The 19218-nt window shown below is 72.0% G+C and carries 18 protein-coding genes; 11 read left to right on the forward strand and 7 right to left on the reverse strand.

Going from position 1 to position 19218, the window contains the following annotated elements; genetic code table 11:
• Positions 1-521: 521 nt before the first annotated feature.
• Complete coding sequence (locus ADK67_RS47305; RefSeq protein ID WP_053723191.1) at positions 522-2414, forward strand: ABC transporter ATP-binding protein; 1893 nt, start codon at positions 522-524, stop codon at positions 2412-2414.
• 385 nt (positions 2415-2799) lie between these two features.
• Here ADK67_RS47305 and ADK67_RS47310 read toward each other — a convergent pair whose 3' ends face one another.
• Both ADK67_RS47310 and ADK67_RS47315 read right to left on the reverse strand, forming a co-directional pair.
• Positions 2800-5679: an AAA family ATPase gene (locus ADK67_RS47310; RefSeq protein ID WP_053723192.1), complete on the reverse strand. Its 2880-nt coding sequence runs from the start codon at positions 5677-5679 to the stop codon at positions 2800-2802.
• Positions 5676-6836, reverse strand: coding sequence for a metallophosphoesterase family protein (locus ADK67_RS47315; RefSeq protein WP_053723213.1), 1161 nt, complete (start codon positions 6834-6836; stop codon positions 5676-5678). Before ADK67_RS47315 ends, ADK67_RS47310 begins: the two co-directional genes overlap by 4 nt.
• 97 nt (positions 6837-6933) lie before the next feature.
• On the opposite strand from ADK67_RS47315, the gene ADK67_RS47320 reads away from it, so the two are divergent.
• A complete protein-coding gene (locus tag ADK67_RS47320) occupies positions 6934-7872 on the forward strand; it encodes a DNA recombination protein RmuC (protein ID WP_053723193.1) in 939 nt (312 codons plus the stop codon).
• Positions 7873-7910: 38 nt separating this feature from the next.
• Positions 7911-8693 (forward strand): DUF6542 domain-containing protein, encoded by a 783-nt coding sequence (locus ADK67_RS47325; protein ID WP_053723194.1) that lies wholly within the window; start codon positions 7911-7913, stop codon positions 8691-8693.
• Positions 8694-8708: 15 nt separating this feature from the next.
• Here ADK67_RS47325 and ADK67_RS47330 read toward each other — a convergent pair whose 3' ends face one another.
• Both ADK67_RS47330 and ADK67_RS47335 read right to left on the reverse strand, forming a co-directional pair.
• Positions 8709-9206 (reverse strand): methylated-DNA--[protein]-cysteine S-methyltransferase, encoded by a 498-nt coding sequence (locus tag ADK67_RS47330; protein WP_053723195.1) that lies wholly within the window; start codon positions 9204-9206, stop codon positions 8709-8711.
• Positions 9203-10471, reverse strand: coding sequence for a DNA-3-methyladenine glycosylase 2 family protein (locus ADK67_RS47335; RefSeq protein WP_053723196.1), 1269 nt, complete (start codon positions 10469-10471; stop codon positions 9203-9205). The genes ADK67_RS47330 and ADK67_RS47335 overlap by 4 nt, the downstream gene beginning before the upstream one ends.
• Positions 10472-10551: 80 nt before the next feature.
• On the opposite strand from ADK67_RS47335, the gene ychF reads away from it, so the two are divergent.
• From ychF to ADK67_RS47350, 3 genes are all read left to right on the forward strand, one after another.
• On the forward strand, positions 10552-11631 hold the full coding sequence (gene ychF / locus ADK67_RS47340) for a redox-regulated ATPase YchF (RefSeq protein ID WP_053723197.1): 1080 nt from the start codon (positions 10552-10554) through the stop codon (positions 11629-11631).
• Positions 11632-11759: 128 nt separating this feature from the next.
• Positions 11760-12041: a type II toxin-antitoxin system Phd/YefM family antitoxin gene (locus ADK67_RS47345; RefSeq protein ID WP_053723198.1), complete on the forward strand. Its 282-nt coding sequence runs from the start codon at positions 11760-11762 to the stop codon at positions 12039-12041.
• Complete coding sequence (locus tag ADK67_RS47350) at positions 12038-12292, forward strand: Txe/YoeB family addiction module toxin (RefSeq protein WP_053723199.1); 255 nt, start codon at positions 12038-12040, stop codon at positions 12290-12292. Before ADK67_RS47345 ends, ADK67_RS47350 begins: the two co-directional genes overlap by 4 nt.
• Here ADK67_RS47350 and ADK67_RS54995 read toward each other — a convergent pair.
• Entirely contained in the window at positions 12286-12414 is a 129-nt protein-coding gene (locus ADK67_RS54995) for a hypothetical protein (RefSeq protein ID WP_269436194.1), read from the reverse strand. The genes ADK67_RS47350 and ADK67_RS54995 overlap by 7 nt on opposite strands.
• 369 nt (positions 12415-12783) lie before the next feature.
• Between ADK67_RS54995 and ADK67_RS47355 the strand changes: the two genes are divergently transcribed.
• Positions 12784-13995 carry a mannosyltransferase gene (locus ADK67_RS47355; protein ID WP_053723200.1) on the forward strand — a complete coding sequence of 404 codons (1212 nt, stop codon included), beginning with the start codon at positions 12784-12786 and terminating at the stop codon, positions 13993-13995.
• Here ADK67_RS47355 and ADK67_RS47360 read toward each other — a convergent pair.
• Positions 13951-14244, reverse strand: a complete 294-nt coding sequence (locus tag ADK67_RS47360) for a 4a-hydroxytetrahydrobiopterin dehydratase (protein ID WP_053723201.1) — start codon at positions 14242-14244, stop codon at positions 13951-13953. The two genes, ADK67_RS47355 and ADK67_RS47360, sit on opposite strands and share 45 nt — an antisense overlap.
• 137 nt (positions 14245-14381) lie before the next feature.
• On the opposite strand from ADK67_RS47360, the gene ADK67_RS47365 reads away from it, so the two are divergent.
• The 4 genes from ADK67_RS47365 (at position 14382) to ADK67_RS55000 (ending at position 18649) form a co-directional block, all read left to right on the forward strand.
• Complete coding sequence (locus ADK67_RS47365) at positions 14382-15416, forward strand: thiamine ABC transporter substrate-binding protein (protein ID WP_063797959.1); 1035 nt, start codon at positions 14382-14384, stop codon at positions 15414-15416.
• The gene (locus ADK67_RS47370; RefSeq protein ID WP_231648712.1) at positions 15392-16981 is read left to right on the forward strand and encodes an ABC transporter permease; all 1590 of its coding nucleotides are present in this window, start codon (positions 15392-15394) and stop codon (positions 16979-16981) included. Before ADK67_RS47365 ends, ADK67_RS47370 begins: the two co-directional genes overlap by 25 nt.
• Positions 16981-17952 carry an ABC transporter ATP-binding protein gene (locus ADK67_RS47375; RefSeq protein WP_053723203.1) on the forward strand — a complete coding sequence of 324 codons (972 nt, stop codon included), beginning with the start codon at positions 16981-16983 and terminating at the stop codon, positions 17950-17952. The genes ADK67_RS47370 and ADK67_RS47375 overlap by 1 nt, the downstream gene beginning before the upstream one ends.
• A gap of 565 nt (positions 17953-18517) precedes the next feature.
• Positions 18518-18649 carry a hypothetical protein gene (locus tag ADK67_RS55000; RefSeq protein WP_269436195.1) on the forward strand — a complete coding sequence of 44 codons (132 nt, stop codon included), beginning with the start codon at positions 18518-18520 and terminating at the stop codon, positions 18647-18649.
• 39 nt (positions 18650-18688) lie between these two features.
• Here the strand turns inward: ADK67_RS55000 and ADK67_RS47380 are convergent, their stop codons facing one another.
• Complete coding sequence (locus ADK67_RS47380) at positions 18689-19216, reverse strand: GNAT family N-acetyltransferase (protein WP_053723204.1); 528 nt, start codon at positions 19214-19216, stop codon at positions 18689-18691.
• Between the last annotated feature and the right edge of the window lie 2 nt (positions 19217-19218).

The following is a 19218-nucleotide window of genomic DNA, read 5'->3' on the forward strand; positions in this document are numbered from 1 at the left end:
CCGTTCACCTCTACCCGCGGCTCCGACTGATGGCTGCCCCCTTGATACGTGTGGTAGCCCGGAGGGAGGTCGGTGGGATGACACGAAACCCGCACCAACGACGGACCCGGACACATGACCGGGGTAGTTGGGGTCATCCTGCTGATCTGCCCGTCCGGCGAGGACAGTTTTAATCTTTGAAGCCTTGGCTTCGACCCAAGCTCCCGCGTGAGATCGACCCAAGGGCCGGGATCCGACCGCCCAGGGCAGCACGGCGTGCGATCCACCGAGCCAGCGCAGCCCCAGGCGCAGTCGACCCAGGCCACACCCGGCGTGCGACCGCCCCAGACCCGCTCCGGGCCCCGGGCTGGGGGCTCCGGACTGGGGCCTTGGACTGGGTGTGCTTCGCAGGGGTCCTCGCCCAGGGGACCCCTGCTTTTATTCTGCCGGCGGGGTCTGACAATTTTGTTCCCCCGAAGCACTGAGCTGCGCTGACGGCGTAAGCGGTTGGCGCGGGGGTGAAGTTCGAGTTTCCTGGAACGATGAGCACCGTGCTGATCGGGGTGGAGAACGTCGCCACCCCCAAGTGGGCCCGTCGACGCGGTGGGACGTCGGTGAGCTTGGGCAAGGCCCTCAAGAGCCTGCCGTCGGCGGTGGCGATGGTGGTGCGGCTCGCCTGGCGCACTTCACCCCGGCTCACGTTGATGGCGGGCCTGGTGCACGTGCTGTCCGGTGGCGTGACGGCGTTCGGGCTGCTCGCCACGGCCGACGTGTTCTCCGCGCTGCTCCGGGACGGGCCGACGCCGCAGCGGGTGACGGAGGCGTTGCCCGCGCTGGCGGTGGTGGTCGGGTCGTTCGTGGTCCGCGCGTTGCTCGACACGGCGGTCGCGGCGGTCGAGAGTTCGCTCCGGCCGCGTGTCACGCGTGAGGCGAACGACGAGGTGACGGCGGTGCTGGTGCGCGCCCAACTCCTCGCGTTCGAGGACGCCGACTTCCGCGAGCTGGCCCGCCAGGGCGGCCGGCGCGGCGTCCGCTCGCTGGAGAGCAGCCTGCGGTACCTGGCGGACCTGCTGTCCGGCGGCATCTCGCTGGTCGCGGCGGTGGTGACGGTCGGGTTCCTCAACCCGTGGCTGGCGCCCGCGCTGCTGCTGGCCGCGTTCGCGAACGCCTGGGCGTCGGCGCGGGCGTCCAAGCTGCGCTACGAGCACTTCCTCGACTCGGTGACCCGCAACACCCGCAAGGGTGTGGTGGAGGAGGTCGCGACCGAACGCGACTTCGCGTTGGAACGGCACGCCCTGACGTTGCAGGAACAGCTGCTCGGCGAGCACCGGCGCATCGCGAACAGCCTGATGGCCGACGAGATCCGGATGGCGCACCGCACGAACATGGTGCGGCTGACGGGACGCGCGCTGGCCGGCGTCGGCACCGCGATCGCCTACGTCGTGCTGGGCGTCCTGCTGCACACCGGCGGCATGGAGCTGGCGCTGGCGGGCACGGCGGTGCTGGCCATGCGCACCGGGTTCTCGTCGCTGGCGTCGACGACCCGTGCGGTCAACTCGCTCTACGAGGACTCGTTCTACATCGACTTCTACCGGAAACTGCTGGTCGAAGGCGCGGAACGGGCGCAGGGCAGCTCGCCGGTCAAGGCGCCGGAGGACCCGGAGAGCATCACGCTGACCGACGTCTCGTTCACCTACCCGGGCGCGCCGAAGCCCGCGTTGCGCGAGGTGAACCTGACCGTGGCGAGGGGCGAGGTCATCGCGCTGGTGGGGGAGAACGGGTCGGGCAAGACGACCCTGGGCAAGGTGCTGACCGGCCTGTACCCGGCGTCGTCGGGCACGGTCGCGTGGGACGGCGTCGACCTGGCCGAGGCCGACCCGACCTCGGTGCACTCGTCCATCGCGGTGATCGCGCAGGACCCGGCGCAGTGGCCGATGACCGCGCGGCACAACGTGACAGTCGGCCGGCTGGACCGCGAGGACGACGAGGCGTGGCAGGAGGCCGTGGCGAAGTCGGGCGCGGACGAGGTGCTGGCGAGCCTGCCCGCCGGGCCGGACACCGTGCTGTCGCGGCAGTTCAACGACGGCCAGGACCTGTCCGGCGGGCAGTGGCAGCGGATGGGCATCGCCCGCGGCATGTACCGGGACGCGGCGGTGCTGGTGGCCGACGAGCCGACGGCCGCGCTGGATGCCAAGGCGGAGGCGAGGGTCTTCGAGGGCCTCCGCGAAGCGACCGCGCGGCGCACCACGATCCTGGTGACGCACCGGCTGGCGAACATCCGCAACGCCGACCGGATCGTCGTGCTCGACCAGGGCCGCATCATCGAGCAGGGCACGCACGAGCAGCTGATGGCGTTGCGCGGGCACTACTTCGAGCTGTTCGAACTGCAGGCCTCCGCGTACCGGGGCGGACTGCTGGCGTCCACGAGCGACTAGATCACCGCACGCCAGGCCGCTGACCGTCCTTCTCGCTGGAATCGTAGGTGAATATCATCACCGCGTTCTCGTCGAGAAGCTCCAGTTTGCAACCGTCGCCGGCACCCATTCCGGGAGCCGGCCAGCGGGCCTCTGAGCCGACGCTGACCTTCGTGTCCTTTTCCGTGCCTGACGGTACGGTGGAATCGAAGGCCGTCTTCGCGAGCTCGGTTCCGGAGTGGAATTCCGGTGGAGTTCTCCTCGTTGCCGAATGCCTGGACCTGGAAGGTGATGTACGGTCCGCCGGTCGCCGAGATCGTGAACTCGCAGGTGCTGACCAGCCTCCCCGCGGACTCGGAGACCTGCGGTGCCAACGGTGGTGGCAGGTCAGGCGCCTTCTCTTCTTCTAGGCAGTCAGCTCCAGCGACGACCCTTCCCGGGCCTTGCGGACGCGCAGTCGGGTCGGGATGCGCTGGCGCAGCTCCTCCACGTGCGAGACGAGGCCGACGACCCGGCCGCCCGCGCGCAGCTCGTCCAGCGTGGTCATCACCAGCTCCAGGGTCTCGGCGTCGAGCGTGCCGAAGCCCTCGTCGATGAACAGCGTGTCGAGCACGGCGCCCGCCGCGACCACGTCGGCCAGGCCGAGGGCCAGCGCCAGCGACGCCAGGAACGACTCGCCGCCGGACAGCGTCTTCGCGGGCCGCTGCTGCCCCGAGTAGTCGTCCATGACGTCGAGCCCGAGCCCGCCCCTGGTGCCGCGCGGACCGGCCTCGATCGAGTGGACGAACCGGTAGCGGCCCTGGCTCATCCGCTCCAGCCGGGCGCTGGCGGCCACCGCGACCTCCTCCAGCCGGGCGGCCAGCACGTACGTGCGCAGGGTCATGCTCTTGGCGTTCTGCCCCTGGCCGTTGATCACGTCGGTCAACGCGTCCAGCTCGGCGAACTCGGCCTCCACCGGCTCCAACCGCAGCCACGCGGCCCGCAGCTGCTCGGCCAGGTCGGCGGCGCGGGCGGCCCTCGTGCGGGCGTTCGTCAACGCCGTCGCGGCCTCGGTCGCCGCGGCGCTCGCCACCCGGAACCGCTCCTCCGCGCCCGCCACGTCGACCTCGGCGTCCGGGTCGGTGTCGGGCAGCTCGGCCAGCGTGCTCTCGGCCGCCGTCCTGGTCTTCTCCACGTCGCGGATCCGGGTCTCCAACTCGGCGACGGCGGTGGCCGGGCGTGCCGCGGCCAGGGCGTCGGCCACGTCGGCGAACCCGGCGAGCGACGCCAGCCGCGCCACCTCCAGCCGCTGGTCGGCCAGGCGTTCCTCGTGCTCGGCCACGGCGGCGCGGCGGGTCGCCAGCTCGGTCAGCGCGTCGGCCAGGTCGCCGAGGTGCGCCCGGCGCGTCACCACATCCGGGAAGTCGCCGCGCGCCTCCTCCAGCCGCGCGCCACGCTCCTCGACGGCCTCCACCAGCTGCGTCCGCTGCGCGCCCGCCTCGGCCAGTTCTCGTTCCAGCGCGCTCCGCTGGTCGAGCGCGCGCTGCACCTTGGCCTCCAGCTCGGCCAGCGCGGCCTGTCTGCTCTCCAGCTGTTCGGCCACCGCGACCACGGATCGGTGCTCGCGCTCCAGCTCGGCCGGCGGCCGGTCGCCCAACTGCGCGCGCAGCAACGCCAGCCGTTCCTCCAGCCGGTGCGCTTCCTGCTCGGCCCGCTGACGCCGGTCGAGCGCGCGCTGGTCCTCTTCGGCGGCGCTGTCCTCGTCCAGGGCCGTCACCGCGTCCAGCATCGGCTGCGCGGGCGACGGGTGCTCGGCCGAACCGCACACCGGGCACCCGTGGCCCGCGCGCAGCTGCCCGGCCAGCTCGACCGCCATCCCGTCGAGCCGTTCCCGGCGGATCCGGAGCAGCTTCTCGCGGGCCTTCTGCTGCGCGTCCACCGCGTCCCGCCGCGCCTCGTCGGCCTCCCGGAACGCCCGCTCCACACGCGGCAGCTCGGCCGCGGCGGCGGCCAGGCCCGACACCTGCGGCAGCCGGGCGGCGGCCTCCGCCGACTCCTCCACGGCGCTCTTCGCGGCGGCCAACCGGAGCGGCACCTCGTCCAGTTGCGTGACCAGCGTGGCCAGCCGCTGGGACGTGGTGGCGACGTCACGGTCCAGCTGGGCGATCCGCCGCTGGTCCGCGCGCTGCCGCTCGGCGTCGGCGGCCAGGCTCGTGAGGCTCCCGGCTTCCTCGCGCAGGCGTTCGCCGTCGCCTCGCAGGTCGGCGCCCTCGTAGCCGAGCGCGGCCACGGCGGCGGCCGCGGCCTGCTCCTGGGCGACGGCGGCGTCCAGCTCGCGGGCCAGCTTCACCGCGCGTTCCTGCGCGGGCACGACGACCGCGGCCTGCCGTGCCGCGTCACGTTCCGCGACCCACGCCCGCAAATCCGGCTCCACTCGCGCGTACCGGTCGAGGTGGCGGCGCGCGTCCCGCACCCGGCGGACCCGCTCGTGCCGGGCCCGCGCCTCCTGCCAGTCCCGTTCGGCCACGGCACGCCGTCCGGACGCCTCCGCCTCGACCACCTCGGCGTCGCGTTCGTCCTCGTCCAGCCGCTTGAGCAGGGAGCTGAGCCACTCCTGGTCGCCACCGCCCTCCGGCGGCTCCTCCAACGCGGCCTCGGCGACCCGCTGCACCAGGTCGCGGTGCACCTGGCCGAGCTGCGCGACCTCACGCCTGCGTTCCGCGCGGCGGTCCCGGAACCACCTCTCCACGTCCAGGAACCGCTCCGTGCCGAACAGCTTCTCCAGCAGCTTCTCCCGCTCGGCGGTCTCCGCGCGCAGGAACCGGGCGAACTCGCCCTGCGGCAGCAGCACCACCTGGAAGAACTGCTCGGCCGTCATCCCGAGCAGGCCCTCGACCTCGCGGGCCACGTCGTCGATGCGGCTGTGGCCCTCGCCGGTCCACCCGCTGATCCACGTCAGCGACACCTGCGCCTGCTGCCGGGTCGCGCCGTCGCCGCGCTTCTTCGGCCGCTCGTACTCGGGGCTGCGCTTGATCCGGAACCGCCTGCCGCGCACGGTCAGCTCCAGCTCCACGTACGTGGGGGTGTCGCGGTCGGCGTAGTCGCAGCGCAGCCGCTTCACGTCGCCGCGCGCGCCGGGCACCTTGCCGAACAGCGCGAACGCCACGGCGTCGAGCAGCGTCGTCTTGCCCGCGCCCGTGTCGCCGTGCAGCAGGAACAGGCCGTCCGCGCCGAGCAGGTCGAAGTCGACCTCCTCGCGCACCGCGTACGGGCCGAACCCGCTGACCGCCAACCGGTGCAGCTTCACGACTCGTCCTCCCGGGCCGCCGCGGCGAACGCCTCGCGCAGCAGGGCCAGTTCCCGCGGGCCCGGCTGGTCGCCGCGCACGTCCTCGACGAAGCAGCAGGCGATCTCCTCGTCGCTGCGGCCGCGCACCCGTTCGGCGAACCTCAGCTCGCCGGTCCGCCCGCCCTCCGGCCGCCACTCCACGTGCACCGCGTGCGGGAACCGCTTCTGCAGCCGGCGCAACGCGTCCAGCGGACGCACCCGGTCGGTCAGCGTGACGGACAGGAAGTGGTCCTCGACCGGCTCGTGGTCCGGGTCGAGCAGCAGGTCGTCGAGCGCGCCGCTCACCGTCGACAGCGCGCGCGGCACCGGCAGGGCGCGCCGCTCCACCCCGGCCAGCCCGCCCGCGTCCAACTCGACCAGCCACACCGACTTGTGGTGCCGCGCCTCGGAGAACGAGTACGCCACCGGGCTGCCCGAGTACCGCAGGTGCCCGGCCAACGTCTGCTGACCGTGCAGGTGGCCCAACGCCACGTAGTCGACCCCGGCGAACACCGCGCCCGGCACGTCCTGCACACCGCCCACCGCGATGGTCCGCTCCGACTCGCACGGCTCGCCGCCGGTCACGAACGCGTGCGCCATCACGACCGACCGGGTGCCCTGCCGGGCCGCCAGGTCCAGCCTGATCCGCCGCATCGCCTCGGTGAGCACGCCGCCGTGACCCTTGCCCCCGACGGCCTCGACCGCCTCGACGCCGAGCGCGTGCCGGGCCGTCTCCGGCTCCAGGAACGGGATCCCGTACACGGCCACCGGGCCGTGCGCGTCGGCGAACAGCACCGGGTCGTGCAACTCGGCCACGCGCGTGCGCAGGTGCAGGCCGCCCGCCTCGGCGAACGCGCCCAGGAAACCCAGCCGGGCCGCCGAGTCGTGGTTCCCCGGCGTGATCACGATCTGCGCGCCCGCCTCGCGGATCCGCTTGAGCACCCGGGAGCACACCGCGACGGCCTCCGCGTTCGGCACCGCCCGGTCGAACAGGTCTCCCGCGACCACGACCGCGTCCACCCGCTCGTCCGACACGGTGTCGGCGAGGCCGCCGAGCACCGCTTCCTGCTCTTGCAGCAGGTCACGGCCGTGGAAGGTGCGCCCCACGTGCCAATCGGACGTGTGCAGGATCTTCACGCCGGCCACGGTAGGGCCGTTCGGCGGTCTGATCGTTCAACCTCCCCGGCGTGTCGCTCGAACGTGTGGTCGTACACCCGTGCGCGATGATCGGGGGATGACAGCGGTCCTCAGCACGGCGGCGGTGGTCGTGGCGCTCCTGCTCGCGGGCGCTCTGGTGTTCCTGTGGCGGCTCTACCAGGACAGCGTGCGGCGCACCGACGCCGCGCTGGCTGCGGTGCAGGCCGAACGGGAACGCGGCGACGCGCAGTGGGCGGCGTTGCAGCGCTACGAGGTGGCGTTCTCCTCGGTCAGCGGACGCGGCGAGCTCGGCGAGAAGGTGCTGGTGGAGACGGCGCGGGTGCTCGGCCTGCGGGAGGGCATCCACTTCGACCTGCAGGTGGACGTGGCCGGCGGCGGGTCGGTGCGGCCGGACCTGGTGCTCAACGTCGGCGGCGGGCGGCGGGTGCCGGTGGACGCGAAGATGAGCATGGCCACGTGGGCGGAGGCGGTGGAGACCGACAACGCGGCCGAGCGCGTCGACGCGTTGCGCGTGCACGTCCGCAACATCCGCGCGCGGGCCGCCGAGCTGGCGGGCAAGGGCTACCAGCGGTGGGCCGACGCCATCTACGGGACGATCATGTTCGTGCCGAACGACGGCGCGGTGGTCGCGGCCCTGGACACCGACCCGGAGCTGCTGCGGTGGCTGCTCGACCGGCGGGTGTTCCTGTGCGGGCCGACCGGGTTCGCGGTGATCGCGTCGGCGGCGATGTTCGCGGTGACCGACCGCGCGCTGGCCGACGACGTCGAGCAGGTCAGGGCGGCCGCGTCACGCGCGCACCGGGCGGCGGACGGCGCCATCGACGCGGTGAACCTGTCGAGCACGCACCTGCAGCGGTTCCTGTCGGCGCGCCGGCGCGAGCTGGACGCGTTGGAGGGATTCCGGGCGGCCGTGGAGCCGTTGAGCAACGCGTCGTCCGACGTCACACCCCTGCCACTGGTGAGGCGGACGGACGAGGCAGGCCTCGGTGCACCCTTGGACGCCCGGGAGGCGTAATAGAGTGTGTCGGGACTGAGGCCGAACGAGGAGTGTGCGTGACCGCTGCAATGCGTGACGACTCGCGCAGCGAGCCGGAGGACGACGAGTTCACCGCCGTCCGCTGGAACGACCGCGCCATGTTCGGCAGCTTCCGGGGTCTGCCCTGGTGGGCGGCCGTGCTCATCGCGTTCGTGGTGGCCATCGTCGGCACGTTCGTCGACGTGAACTCGGCCACGAAGACGGTGGGCTGGGTGTTCGCCATCACGTTCTTCGTCGGCTGTGTCGGCGCCGTGGTGTTCGTCGAGCGGCGCTCGATGTTCGGCCCGATCGTCCAGCCACCGCTGGTGCTGGCGATCGTGGTGCCGATCCTGGTCGTGATGACGCAGGGCATGCCCGGCGGCGGGCTGGCCGCGATCGGCCTCGGGCTGGGCAAGCCGTTGATCGACGGTTTCCCGGCGATGGCGATCACGACGGCGTGCACGGTGATCATCGGCATCGTGCGCGTGGCGACGCAGAAGGACCCGAACCGGCCGACCAAGGACGAGGTCCGCGAGGCCAAGCGCAGGCCGGACAAACCGCGCCGCGCCGACCGTGCCGACCGCCCCGCGCGCCCTGACCGCGCCGAGCAGCCCCAACCGGACGACCGCCCGAAGAAGCGCCCCCGCGCCGAACGCTCGGACGCCCCGGCCGACCGCCGCCGCCCGTCCCCGGCCGCCGACGAGGACCGCCCCAAGCGCCCCCGTCCACCGGCCGGCTCCCCGGACCGCCCCCGCCGCCCCGCCCCACCCCGCGAAGGCGGCCGCCCTCCGCGCAGGCCCCGTCCCCGCGACGACGACTGATCCCCGCGCGCCGGCTCACGCCTCGTGGTGCAGCAGCCAGCGCTTCACGTCCGCGCCCCAGCGGAAGTTGCCGATCGCGCCGCCCGTGCGGATCACCCGGTGGCACGGCACGAACAGGGTGGCCGCGTTGCGGGCGCACGCGGTGGCGGCGGCGCGGACGGCGGCGGGTCGACCGGCCAGCAGGGCGTAGTCGGCGTAGCTGACCGGCTTGCCCGCCGGAACGGTGCGGAGCGCGTCCCACGCCCGCTGCGTGAACTCGCCCCCGCGCTGCCGCACCGGCACGTCGACGATCGCGTCCAGGTCACCGGCGTGGTAAGACCGCACGGCCCTGGTCACGGCGCCCAGGTCACGCCGGTGCGCGAGCGTCGTCGGCCGCAATGACGGCGACACCTGGGGCAGCAGGTCGTCCACGTCCGCGGTCCAGCCGCTGGCCAGGACGGCGCCGTCCATGGCGACGACGGCGGTGAAAGGGCTGATCGGGGTGTCGATGGTCGACACGTGGCCGGTGCTCACGCGGTCCTCCTCAAGTGCATCGCGGCGTACGAGCGCCAAGGGCGCCACGCGATGTTGTCGCTGGTCAAAGGGATGTCAGGGGCGCCGAGCACGCGCATCACGACGTACGAGGCGACCGCCGGGCCGACACCGGGGAACGCCGACAGCTCGGCGTGCAGCTCGTCCGCGTCACGGCCCACGTCGACCCGCAACGTGCCGTCGGCCAAGGCCCGCGCCACCGGCGAGTCGATCGCCGACGGCGCCGGGTACAAGTGCGTCACCGGACCGTCGGGCTGCTCCAGCGGCTCGCCCGGCGCGTGGTGGCCGAGCGACCTGAGCAGGGTTTCCGCTCCGTCGACGCTGCCCGGCAGCCGCACGCCCGGCCGGGCGATGACCGACGGCCGCAACGTCGGGTCGGCGGCCAGGAAGTCGTCCACGGCCACGGGGTCGGCGTCCAGGTCCAGCAGCCGCCGCACCCGGCTCACCGCGCTGCCCAGGTCACGCAGGTCGGTCAACCGCAGCGAGCACGACACGTGCCCCGCCGCGGGCTCCAGCAGCACGGTCGCCTGACCGTGCGGCAGGCGCAACGACCGCGCGTAGCAGCGGTCCGTCACGTGCTCCACGCCCGGGATCGCGTGCGCCCGGAAGTACGCCAGCAGGCCCGCCGCGTCGAACGGCGGCCGGTACGGCAGGCGCAGCGTGATGCGGCCCGCCGTGCTCGACGCGGCCCGGGTCGAGCGCATCGCCGACGGCGTGGTCGCGAACACCGTCCGGATCGTGTCGTTGAACTGCCGCACGCTGGCGAAACCGGCCGCGAACGCGATGTCCGTGAACGACAGGTCGGTCGTCTCGATCAGCAACCTCGCGGAATGCGCGCGGTGCGCCCGCGCGAGCGCCAGCGGTCCCGCGCCCAGTTCGGCGGTGAGCACGCGGGTCAGGTGGCGTTCCGAGTAGCCCAACCGCGCCGCGAGCCCCGGCACGCCCTCCCGCTCCACCACGCCGTCGGAGATCAGGCGCATGGCGCGGGCGGCCAGGTCGGCCCGCAGATTCCACTCCGGCGAGCCGGGCACGGCGTCCGGCAGGCACCGGCGGCACGCCCGGTAGCCGGCGGACTGGGCCGCCGCCGCGGTCGGGTAGAACTCGGCGTTGCGGCGCTTCGGCGTCACCGCGGGGCAGGACGGCCGGCAGTAGATCCGGGTCGTGCGCACCGCGAGGATGAAGCACCCGTCGAAGCGGGCGTCGCGGGCGGCGACGGCCCGGTAGGCGCGTTCGTCGTCGAGGAGCATGGGACCCACTCTGCCAGCGGCGGGACGTGGGGTCTCGCGGGAATCGGACACGGCGTTGGGGGCGCGTAGACTCACCCACCGTGAGTTTGACCCTCGGTATCGTCGGCCTGCCCAACGTCGGCAAGTCCACCCTGTTCAACGCCCTCACGCGCAACGACGTGCTGGCGGCGAACTACCCGTTCGCGACCATCGAGCCGAACGTCGGCGTGGTGCCGCTGCCGGATGCCCGCCTGGCGAAGCTGGCGGAGATCTTCGGCTCCGAGCGCGAAGTGCCGGCGGTGGTGTCGTTCGTCGACATCGCGGGCATCGTGAAGGGGGCGTCCGAAGGCGCGGGGTTGGGGAACAAGTTCCTCGCCAACATCCGCGAGGCCAACGCGATCTGCCAGGTCATCCGGGTGTTCGACGACTCCGACGTGATCCACGTCGACGGTCGGGTCGACGCGGCCGCCGACATCGAGACGATCAACACCGAGTTGATCCTGGCAGACCTCCAGACGCTGGAGAAGGCCATCCCGAGGCTGGAGAAGGAAGCCCGCACGCAGAAGGACCGCCGTCCGGCGCTGGAGGCGGCGCAGCAGGCGCGCGAGATCCTCGACGGCGGGCGCACCCTGTTCGCCGCGCAGTCCGAAGTGGATGGTTCGCTGCTGCGCGAGCTGAGCCTGCTCACCGCGAAGCCGTTCCTGTACGTGTTCAACGCCGACGAGGCCGTGCTCACCGACGAGGCGAAGCTCAAGGAGCTGCGCGAGCTGGTGGCGCCTGCGGACGCGGTGTTCCTCGACGCCAAGGTCGAGGCGGAACTGCTGGAGCTGGACGAGGAGTCCGCCCGCGAGCTGCTGGAGTCGATCGGCCAGCACGAGCCGGGCCTCTACTCGCTGGCGCGCGCCGGCTTCCACACCCTCGGCCTGCAGACCTACCTGACGGCCGGCCCGAAGGAATCGCGGGCGTGGACGATCCCCAAGGGCGCAACCGCGCCGCAGGCCGCCGGCGTGATCCACACGGACTTCGAGCGGGGCTTCATCAAGGCCGAGGTGGTGTCGTTCGCCGATCTGGTGGAGGCGGGCTCCATGGCCGCCGCGAAGGCCGCCGGCAAGGTCCGCATGGAGGGCAAGGACTACGTGATGGTCGACGGCGACGTCGTGGAGTTCCGCTTCAACGTCTGACCGGCTGGGCACTCGCGCGCAAGGCCGGCCGGCGAGGGAGGTCGGATGGGGTCATCCGGCCTCTTCGGGGTCCTCCACCCCTCCAGAGTGGTACGATATCCGGTACCAGCGAAGAGGGGGTGCCTGCCGTGTCCATCACAGCGAGCGAGGCGCGCAAGGAACTGTTCCCGCTGATCAAGAAGGTCAACGAGGACCACGACCCCGTCGAGATCGTGTCCAAGCACGGAAACGCCGTGCTGATCTCCGCCGAGGACTACGCCGCCCTGCGTGAAGGCTCGTATCTCCTGCGCTCGCCCGCGAACGCGCGTCGGCTGCTCAAGGCCTACGAGAACGCGTTGAGCCGGATCAACGTCTCCGAGCGTGCGCTGATCGACCCGGATGCGGCAGACGCGGACAAGGGCGGCGCGTGAGGCTCGTCTTCGAAGAGCACGGCTGGGAGGACTACACGTCCTGGCTCAAGAACGACCGCAAGACGCTCGCCCGGATCAACAAGCTCATCGAGGACGTCCTCCGCGACCCCTTCACCGGGATCGGCAAGCCCGAGCCCCTCAAGTACCACCTCCCCGGTGCTTGGTCCCGGCGGATCGACGACGAGCACCGACTGGTCTACCTCGTCGTCGACGACGAGATCGTCATCCTCGCTGCCCGCTACCACTACTGATCGCCGACCACCACGCGGCCCGCAGTGGGCCTTTCCCAAGGTGTGGTGGCGCCCGTGGGACGTGCGGTGAGGCGGACTTCGGTCTGCAGCTGCGGATACATCCAGTCGGGCAGGGTGTCCATGGCCGTGGACGCTAGGTCGTGAGTCGGTGACCCGGTAGTCGCACGATGGCGTGGGCGAGGGGTGGTTGCGGACCGGTGGGGCTTGATCATGTGGTGGTGAACGGACCTCGGGGCGGTGCGCTCAGGTGAGCGCACCGCCCCGAGGTACTGTGCTCTGGCGTCAGCGCACCTGGTTGCGGCTGTGGCGGGCCAGGGCGAAGACGCCCCCCGCGGTGGCGAGCATGGCCAGGGCAGAGACGGTGAATACGACGATGTCGGTGGTCATGCGATTTTTCCCCTTGCGTTGATCTCCCACTCGTCTTGACGTCCGGGTACCCGGTTTCGTGGCCCGACAGTCGTGTAATTCACACGATCGTGGAGGTAGATGCAGTGGGACTGCGTGCACTTGAGGGGCGGGTGCTCGCCTACGCGCCGTGGATCCTGGGCGTGTCGCTGCTCGGGCACCTGGCGATGGTCGCGTTCCAGGCGAAGATGACCATGGTGGACCTGATGGTCTACCGGAACGCCTCACCGGAGCTGTTCACCGGCCTGCTCTACGAGTGGCGGCTCAAGGAGTTCTCCGACCAGTTCGCCCTGCCGTTCACCTACCCACCGTTCTCCGCGCTCGTCTTCGTGCCGCTGTCCTGGGTGCCGTGGGGCCTGGCCCGCTGGTTCTGGCAGCTCGCCTGCCTGGCCTGCCTCTGGTTCGTCACCCGCAAGTCGCTCCAGCTCGTCGGCAGCAACGACCCGCGCCGCGCGATGCTGTGGACCGGCCTGTTCGTGTGGGTCGAACCGGTCCGCACGACCCTGAACTACGGGCAGATCAACCTGGTCCTGGCCGCCCTCCTGCTCGGCACGATGGTCAGCGCCCGGAGCTGGAAGCAGGGCGCGGGCGTCGGCGTCGCGGCCGGGTTGAAGCTCACGCCCGCCATCTCGGGCCTGTACTTCCTGATCAACCGCCAGTACAAGGCGGCGGTGTGGTCGATCGCGGCGTTCTTCGGCACGGTCGCGGTGGCGTACGCGGTGTCGCCCCGCCTGTCGAACGAGTACTGGTTCCACCTGCTCGGTGACGCCTCCCGCGTCGGCCCGGTCGCCTCGGCGATCAACCAGTCGCTGCGCGGCGCCTTGTCCCGCACGCTCGGGTACGACATCGGGACCGGGCCGGTCTTCCTGGGCGCGGTGGTCGTCGCGGCCGTGCTCACGGGGTTCGCGCTGCACGCGTCGGTCAAGGCCAAGGACACGTTGGCGATGATCGTGTCCGTCCAGTTCCTCGGCCTGCTCGTGTCGCCGATCTCGTGGAGCCACCACTGGGTGTGGGCGGTGCCCGCGCTGATGTGGCTGGTCCACGCGGCGAAGCACCGGCTCGCCACGGTCACGGCGGTCGCGTGGATCCTGGCGATCGGCAGCTACCTGATCTCGTTCCTGCTCAAGACGCAGCCGTCGATCTGGGTCATCCCGCGCCCCTGGTACTACTCGGCGCTGGGCTGGGTCTACCCGGCGGTGGGCGTGCTCACGCTCGTCACCATCGCCGTGGTGCTCCGGCAGCGGGCGCCGAAGTCACAGGAAGACGTCGAGCACCCCGTCGATCTCCTCCGCGAGTGACACGTCCAGCGCCGTGATCCCGCCGCTGGAGTGCGTGCCGCAGCGGAACGTGAGCGTGCGCCAGCGGATGTCGATGTCGGGGTGGTGGTTGTCGTTCTCCGCGATCTCCGCCACCCGGTTCACCACCTGCAGCGCCTGCGCGAAGCTCTCCAGCTCCACCGTGCGCACCAGCGCGGCGTCCTGCGCCCGCCACGAGGGCAGCGAGGACAGCGCGGCGGTCACCTGGTCGTCGGTCAGCAGCTCGGCCATGGCCCTGATCGTCCCACCGAGCGGGGTAAGCTGCGCGTTCGCCACGGGAGTCCGGTGCTGCGCCGGGCTGAGAGGAAGGCGCGCGAGCCTTCGACCGTCCACACCTGATCCGGGTCATGCCGGTGTAGGGAGAGATGATGTTCCGACGAGTGCTGCCCGCCGTGACCGCGTTCGCGCTGCTCACGGCCTGTTCGGTCACCACGTCCGACGCGCCGGCGCCGGGGGAGCGGGTCGTCACGCTGGTGACGCACGACTCGTTCGCCCTCAGCCCCGAGCTGCTGGAGCGGTTCAAGACCGACACCGGCATCACGATCAAGCCCCTGGCCAGCGGTGACGCCGGCGAGGTGACGAACAAGCTGGTCCTCACCAAGGACGCCCCGATCGGTGACGTCGCCTTCGGCGTGGACTCCACGTTCGCCTCCCGCGCGTTGAAGGAAGGGGTGTTCGCCGAGTACGCGAGCCCCGAGGCGCAGAAGGGCGCGCAGCGCTACCAGCTCGACCCGCCGAACCGGCTGCACGCGGTCGACGTCGGCGACGTGTGCCTGAACATCGACGTCGCGGCGTTCAAGGACATCGGCGAGCCCAAGCAGTACGCCGACCTGGCCGACCCGAAGTACAAGGACATGCTGGTGGTCGAGGACCCGGCGACGTCCTCCCCGGGCCTGGCGTTCCTGCTCGGCACGATCGCCACGTTCGGCGAGCAGAACTGGCAGAACTACTGGGGCCAGCTCAAGGCCAACGGCGTGAAGGTCGTCAGCGGCTGGGAAGAGGCCTACACGCAGGACTTCTCCGGCTCCAGCGGCAAGGGGCCGCGGCCGATCGTGGTGTCCTACGCGTCGTCGCCGTCGGCGGAGATCGGTGACGACGGCACGCCGCGCACCAAGGCGCTGCTCGACACGTGCTACCGCCAGGTCGAGTACGCGGGCGTGCTCGACGGCGCCAAGAACCCCGAGGACGCGAAGAAGGTCCTGGACTTCCTGCTCGGCGAGCAGGTGCAGGCCGACGTGCCGGGCACGATGTACGTCTACCCGTCACGGGAGGGCGTCGCGCTGCCGGAGGCGTGGACCAAGGCCGCGCCGCTGCCCGCCACCGCGCGGTCCCTGCCCGCCGCCGAGGTCGACGCGAACCGCGAGCGGTGGGTGCAGCAGTGGCGCACGTTGGTCCAAGGCTGACCTGGTCCCTCGCCGCGCTGCTGCCGCTGGCGTTCCTCGGCGTGTTCTTCGCGTGGCCGGTGCTGGCGATCGTCGGGCTCGGCCTCGGCGAGGGCGGCGTGCTGCCGGTCCTGGCCCGTGCCGACACGTGGGACCTGGTCGGGTTCACCCTCGGCCAGGCCGCCGCGGCGACGGCGTTGGCGCTGGTCACGGGCATGCCGGTGGCGTTCCTGCTGGCCCGGTGCCGGGTGCGCGGCGCGGGGCTGGTGCGGGCGGCGGTGATGGTGCCGTTCGTGCTGCCGACCGTGGTCGTGGGGCTGGCGTTCCGGGCGTTGTGGCCCGACGGCGGCGTGCTGCCGATCGTGCTGGCCAACGCGTTCTTCAACGTCGCCGTGGTCGGCCGCACGGTCGGCGGCCTGTGGGCGCGGGTCGACCGGCGGGCGGAGGACGCGGCACGGGCTCTGGGCGCGTCACGCTTCCGCGCGTTCACGTCCGTCGTGCTGCCGTCGTTGGCGCCGGCGATCGGGTCGGCGGCGTCGGTGGTGTTCCTGTTCTGCGCCACCAGCTTCGGCGTGGTGCTGGTGCTCGGCGGCGCGCGTCACCGCACGTTGGAGACCGAGATCTACCTGCGCACGGTGGAGCTGTTCGACCTGTCGGGCGCCGCCGCGCTGTCGTTGCTGCAGTTCGTCGCCGTGATCGCGGTGCTCGTGATCGGCGGTCTGGCCCGCCGCAAGCGCGAGAAGTCGCTGTCGCTGCGGATCGAGCCGCCCCGTCGGCCCACCGGCGGCGAGTGGGGCGTGGTCGTCGCGGCGTGGCTGGTCGTGGCCGCGCTGCTCGCCCCGGTCGTGGGGCTTCTCCTGCGGTCGTTGGCCACCGACGACGGCTGGAGCTTCGCCGGGTACGCGGCGTTGGCGGGCACGGGGGAGCGCGGCACGCTGGCCGTGTCCGGGCTGGACGCGGCGCTCAACTCGGTGCGCACGGCGACCGACGCCACGCTGGTGGCGCTGCTGGTCGGCGTGACGTCCGCGGTGGTCCTGGTGGGGCTGCGGCGGCACCGGTCCTGGTTCGCGGAAACCCTGGACACCGCGCTGATGCTGCCGCTGGGGGTGTCCGCGGTGACGCTCGGCTTCGGCTACCTGATCACCATGGACGCCTTGCCCGGCGATTTCCGCACGTCACCGCTGCTGGTGCCGTTGGCGCAGGCGTTGGTGGTGACGCCGTTGATCGTGCGGATCGTGCTGCCGGTGCTGCGTGCCGTGGACGAACGGCTGCGGCAGGCCGCGGCGACGTTGGGCGCGAGCCCGTGGCGGGTGTGGCGCGAGGTGGACTTGCCGCTGGCGGCGCGGTCGCTGCTGGCGGCGGCCGGGTTCGGGTTCGTGGTGGCGTTGGGGGAGTTCGGGGCGACGAGCTTCCTGGCCCGACCGGACGCGCCGACGTTGCCGGTCGTGATCGCGCGGCTGATGTCGCGACCCGGTGAGCTGAACAGCCAGATGGCGTACGCCGCGTGCGCGTTGCTGATGGTGGTGACCACGGTGGCCGTGCTGGTGATCGAGCGGTTGCGCGTGCCGAGCGGCGGGGAGTTCTGATGTCGTTGCGGGTCGACGGGTTGAGCGTGGCGTACGGCCCGGTCACCGCGGTGTCCGCGGTGGACCTGTCCATCGCGGACGGCGAGGTGGTGGCGCTGCTCGGGCCGTCCGGGTGCGGCAAGTCGACGTTGCTGCGCGCCGTGGCCGGGTTGGAGGCGCCGGGCGCCGGGACCGTGTCGTGGGACGGCGTCGACCTCGCCGGGACCCCCGTGCACCGGCGGGGTTTCGGGTTGGTGTTCCAGGACGGCCAGCTGTTCCCGCACCGGGACGTGGCGGGCAACGTGGCGTTCGGGCTGCGGATGCGGCGGGTGGAGCGGGAGGCCCGCGACAAGCGCGTGGCCGCCTTGCTGGACCTGGTCGGCCTCGCGGGGTACGGCGACCGTCGCGTGACCGAGCTCTCGGGCGGTGAACAACAGCGCGTCGCCCTGGCCCGCGCCCTCGCACCGCACCCCAAGCTCCTGCTGCTGGACGAACCGCTGTCCGCCCTGGACCGGGCGTTGCGGGAGCAACTGGCGGTCGACCTGGCACGGCTGCTGCGCGAAACGGGCGCGACCGCTCTCGTGGTGACGCACGACCACGACGAGGCGTTCACACTGGCCGACCGCGTGGCCGTGATGCGGGCAGGCCGGATCGTTCAGGTCGGCGCGCCCACTCAGGTGTGGCAACGTCCGGCCGACGTGGAGACCGCCCGCTTCCTGGGCTGCGGCAAGATCCTCTCCGCCGCCGACGCCGCCCGCCTGCTGGGCGTGCCCGCGCGGGTCGGCCTGCGTGCGACGGCCCTGCGCCTCGACCCTTCCGGCCCGATCACCGCGGACGTCCTGGAACGCGTCCACCGCCGCGACCACGTCCGGCTGCTCGTGCGGCTGGGGGGCGAGGACTACGAGGCCGTGGCTCCGGTCACCTCCCCACCGTCCCCCGGCGACCGCGTCACCCTGTCCGTAGACCACGACGGCGTCGCACTCATCGGCTGACCGGAGTTATCCACAACCCACCGCCAACACCCCGAAACCGTCGGTCCGACCTGGCAGGATCAAAACAAGGGCTCCCCTTGGCCGGGGTACCCCTGCGCAGCATGACCGCGCCACCCCACCGCGCCGCCCCATCCCACCGCGCGACCCCGCACCTACCGCGCGACCCCGCACCCACCGCACGACCCGGCCCCACCGCGCCACCCCACACGCCGTGCCACCACCACGCCCTTTCCTCACCAATAGGGAGGGCTTCGTGTCATCCCGCCGACCTGGCGCAGCCCTACCGCGCGTGTCAAGGGGGCCGTTCACCTCTACCTGCGGCTTGCACTGAGGCGGCCCCCTTGATACGTGTGGTAGCCCTTGTGGAGGTCGGTGGGATGACACGAAACCCGCACCACAACGGATCCGGCGCTCAACCACCAAACCAGGCGTCATCCTGCTGATCTGCCCGTCCGGCGAGGACATGCTTTTAAGCTCTTGAACGTCGGCTCCCGGACCGTTACCTCCGACCCAGCACCCCAGCTCGTTCGGCGCGGCGGAGGTTGGGGAGCACGACAGGTTCCAGGTGGAGTTCGTCCTGTTCGGAGTCGCCGGTATGGCGGTGATGCGATCGGGCTGGCCGGTGGCGGGCATCCTGCTCGCGATCACCGGGATCGGGTTCGCCGTCCTCACGCGGATCTTCGCGAAGGACAGCTGACCCGCGCCGTCATCCACCCAACAACAGCCAACCCCGCCGTCACCCACGCAGATCCAGGGCGTATTCCACGTCCCCGTGTTCGGCGCCTTCGATGTAGTCCGGCCATTCCTCGTGGAACGTCCGCACGTACGTCAACCCGACCTTCTCCATCACCCGCCGCGACCCGGTGTTCACCGCCATCGCGTACGCCACGACCCGCCGCAACCCCACCGCCCGCGTGTGCTCCACCAGCGCCGCGGCGCCCTCCGTCGCGTAACCCCGCCCCCAGAAGTCGGGGTGCAGCCGATACCCCAACTCGGCCACACCCCCGTCCACCGGACTCAGCTCGAACCACCCGATGAACGGCCCTTCGGCAGCTGACACCCCCGGCACCCCCGGCACCTTGAGATGCGCCGCCCACCACCCGCCGCCCATCACCTTCGGCAGCACGACCCGCGCCACGTCCTCCCGCGACACCGGCTTGCCGTCCTCGATGTGCCGCATCACCCGCGGCTCGCCCAGCAGCCACGCCACCGCGTCCACATCGGACTCGGCGAACCCCCGCAACACCAACCGCTCGGTCTCCACCC

The sequence above is a fragment of the Saccharothrix sp. NRRL B-16348 genome (assembly GCF_001280085.1).
In the GTDB taxonomy this organism is placed as follows: domain Bacteria; phylum Actinomycetota; class Actinomycetes; order Mycobacteriales; family Pseudonocardiaceae; genus Actinosynnema.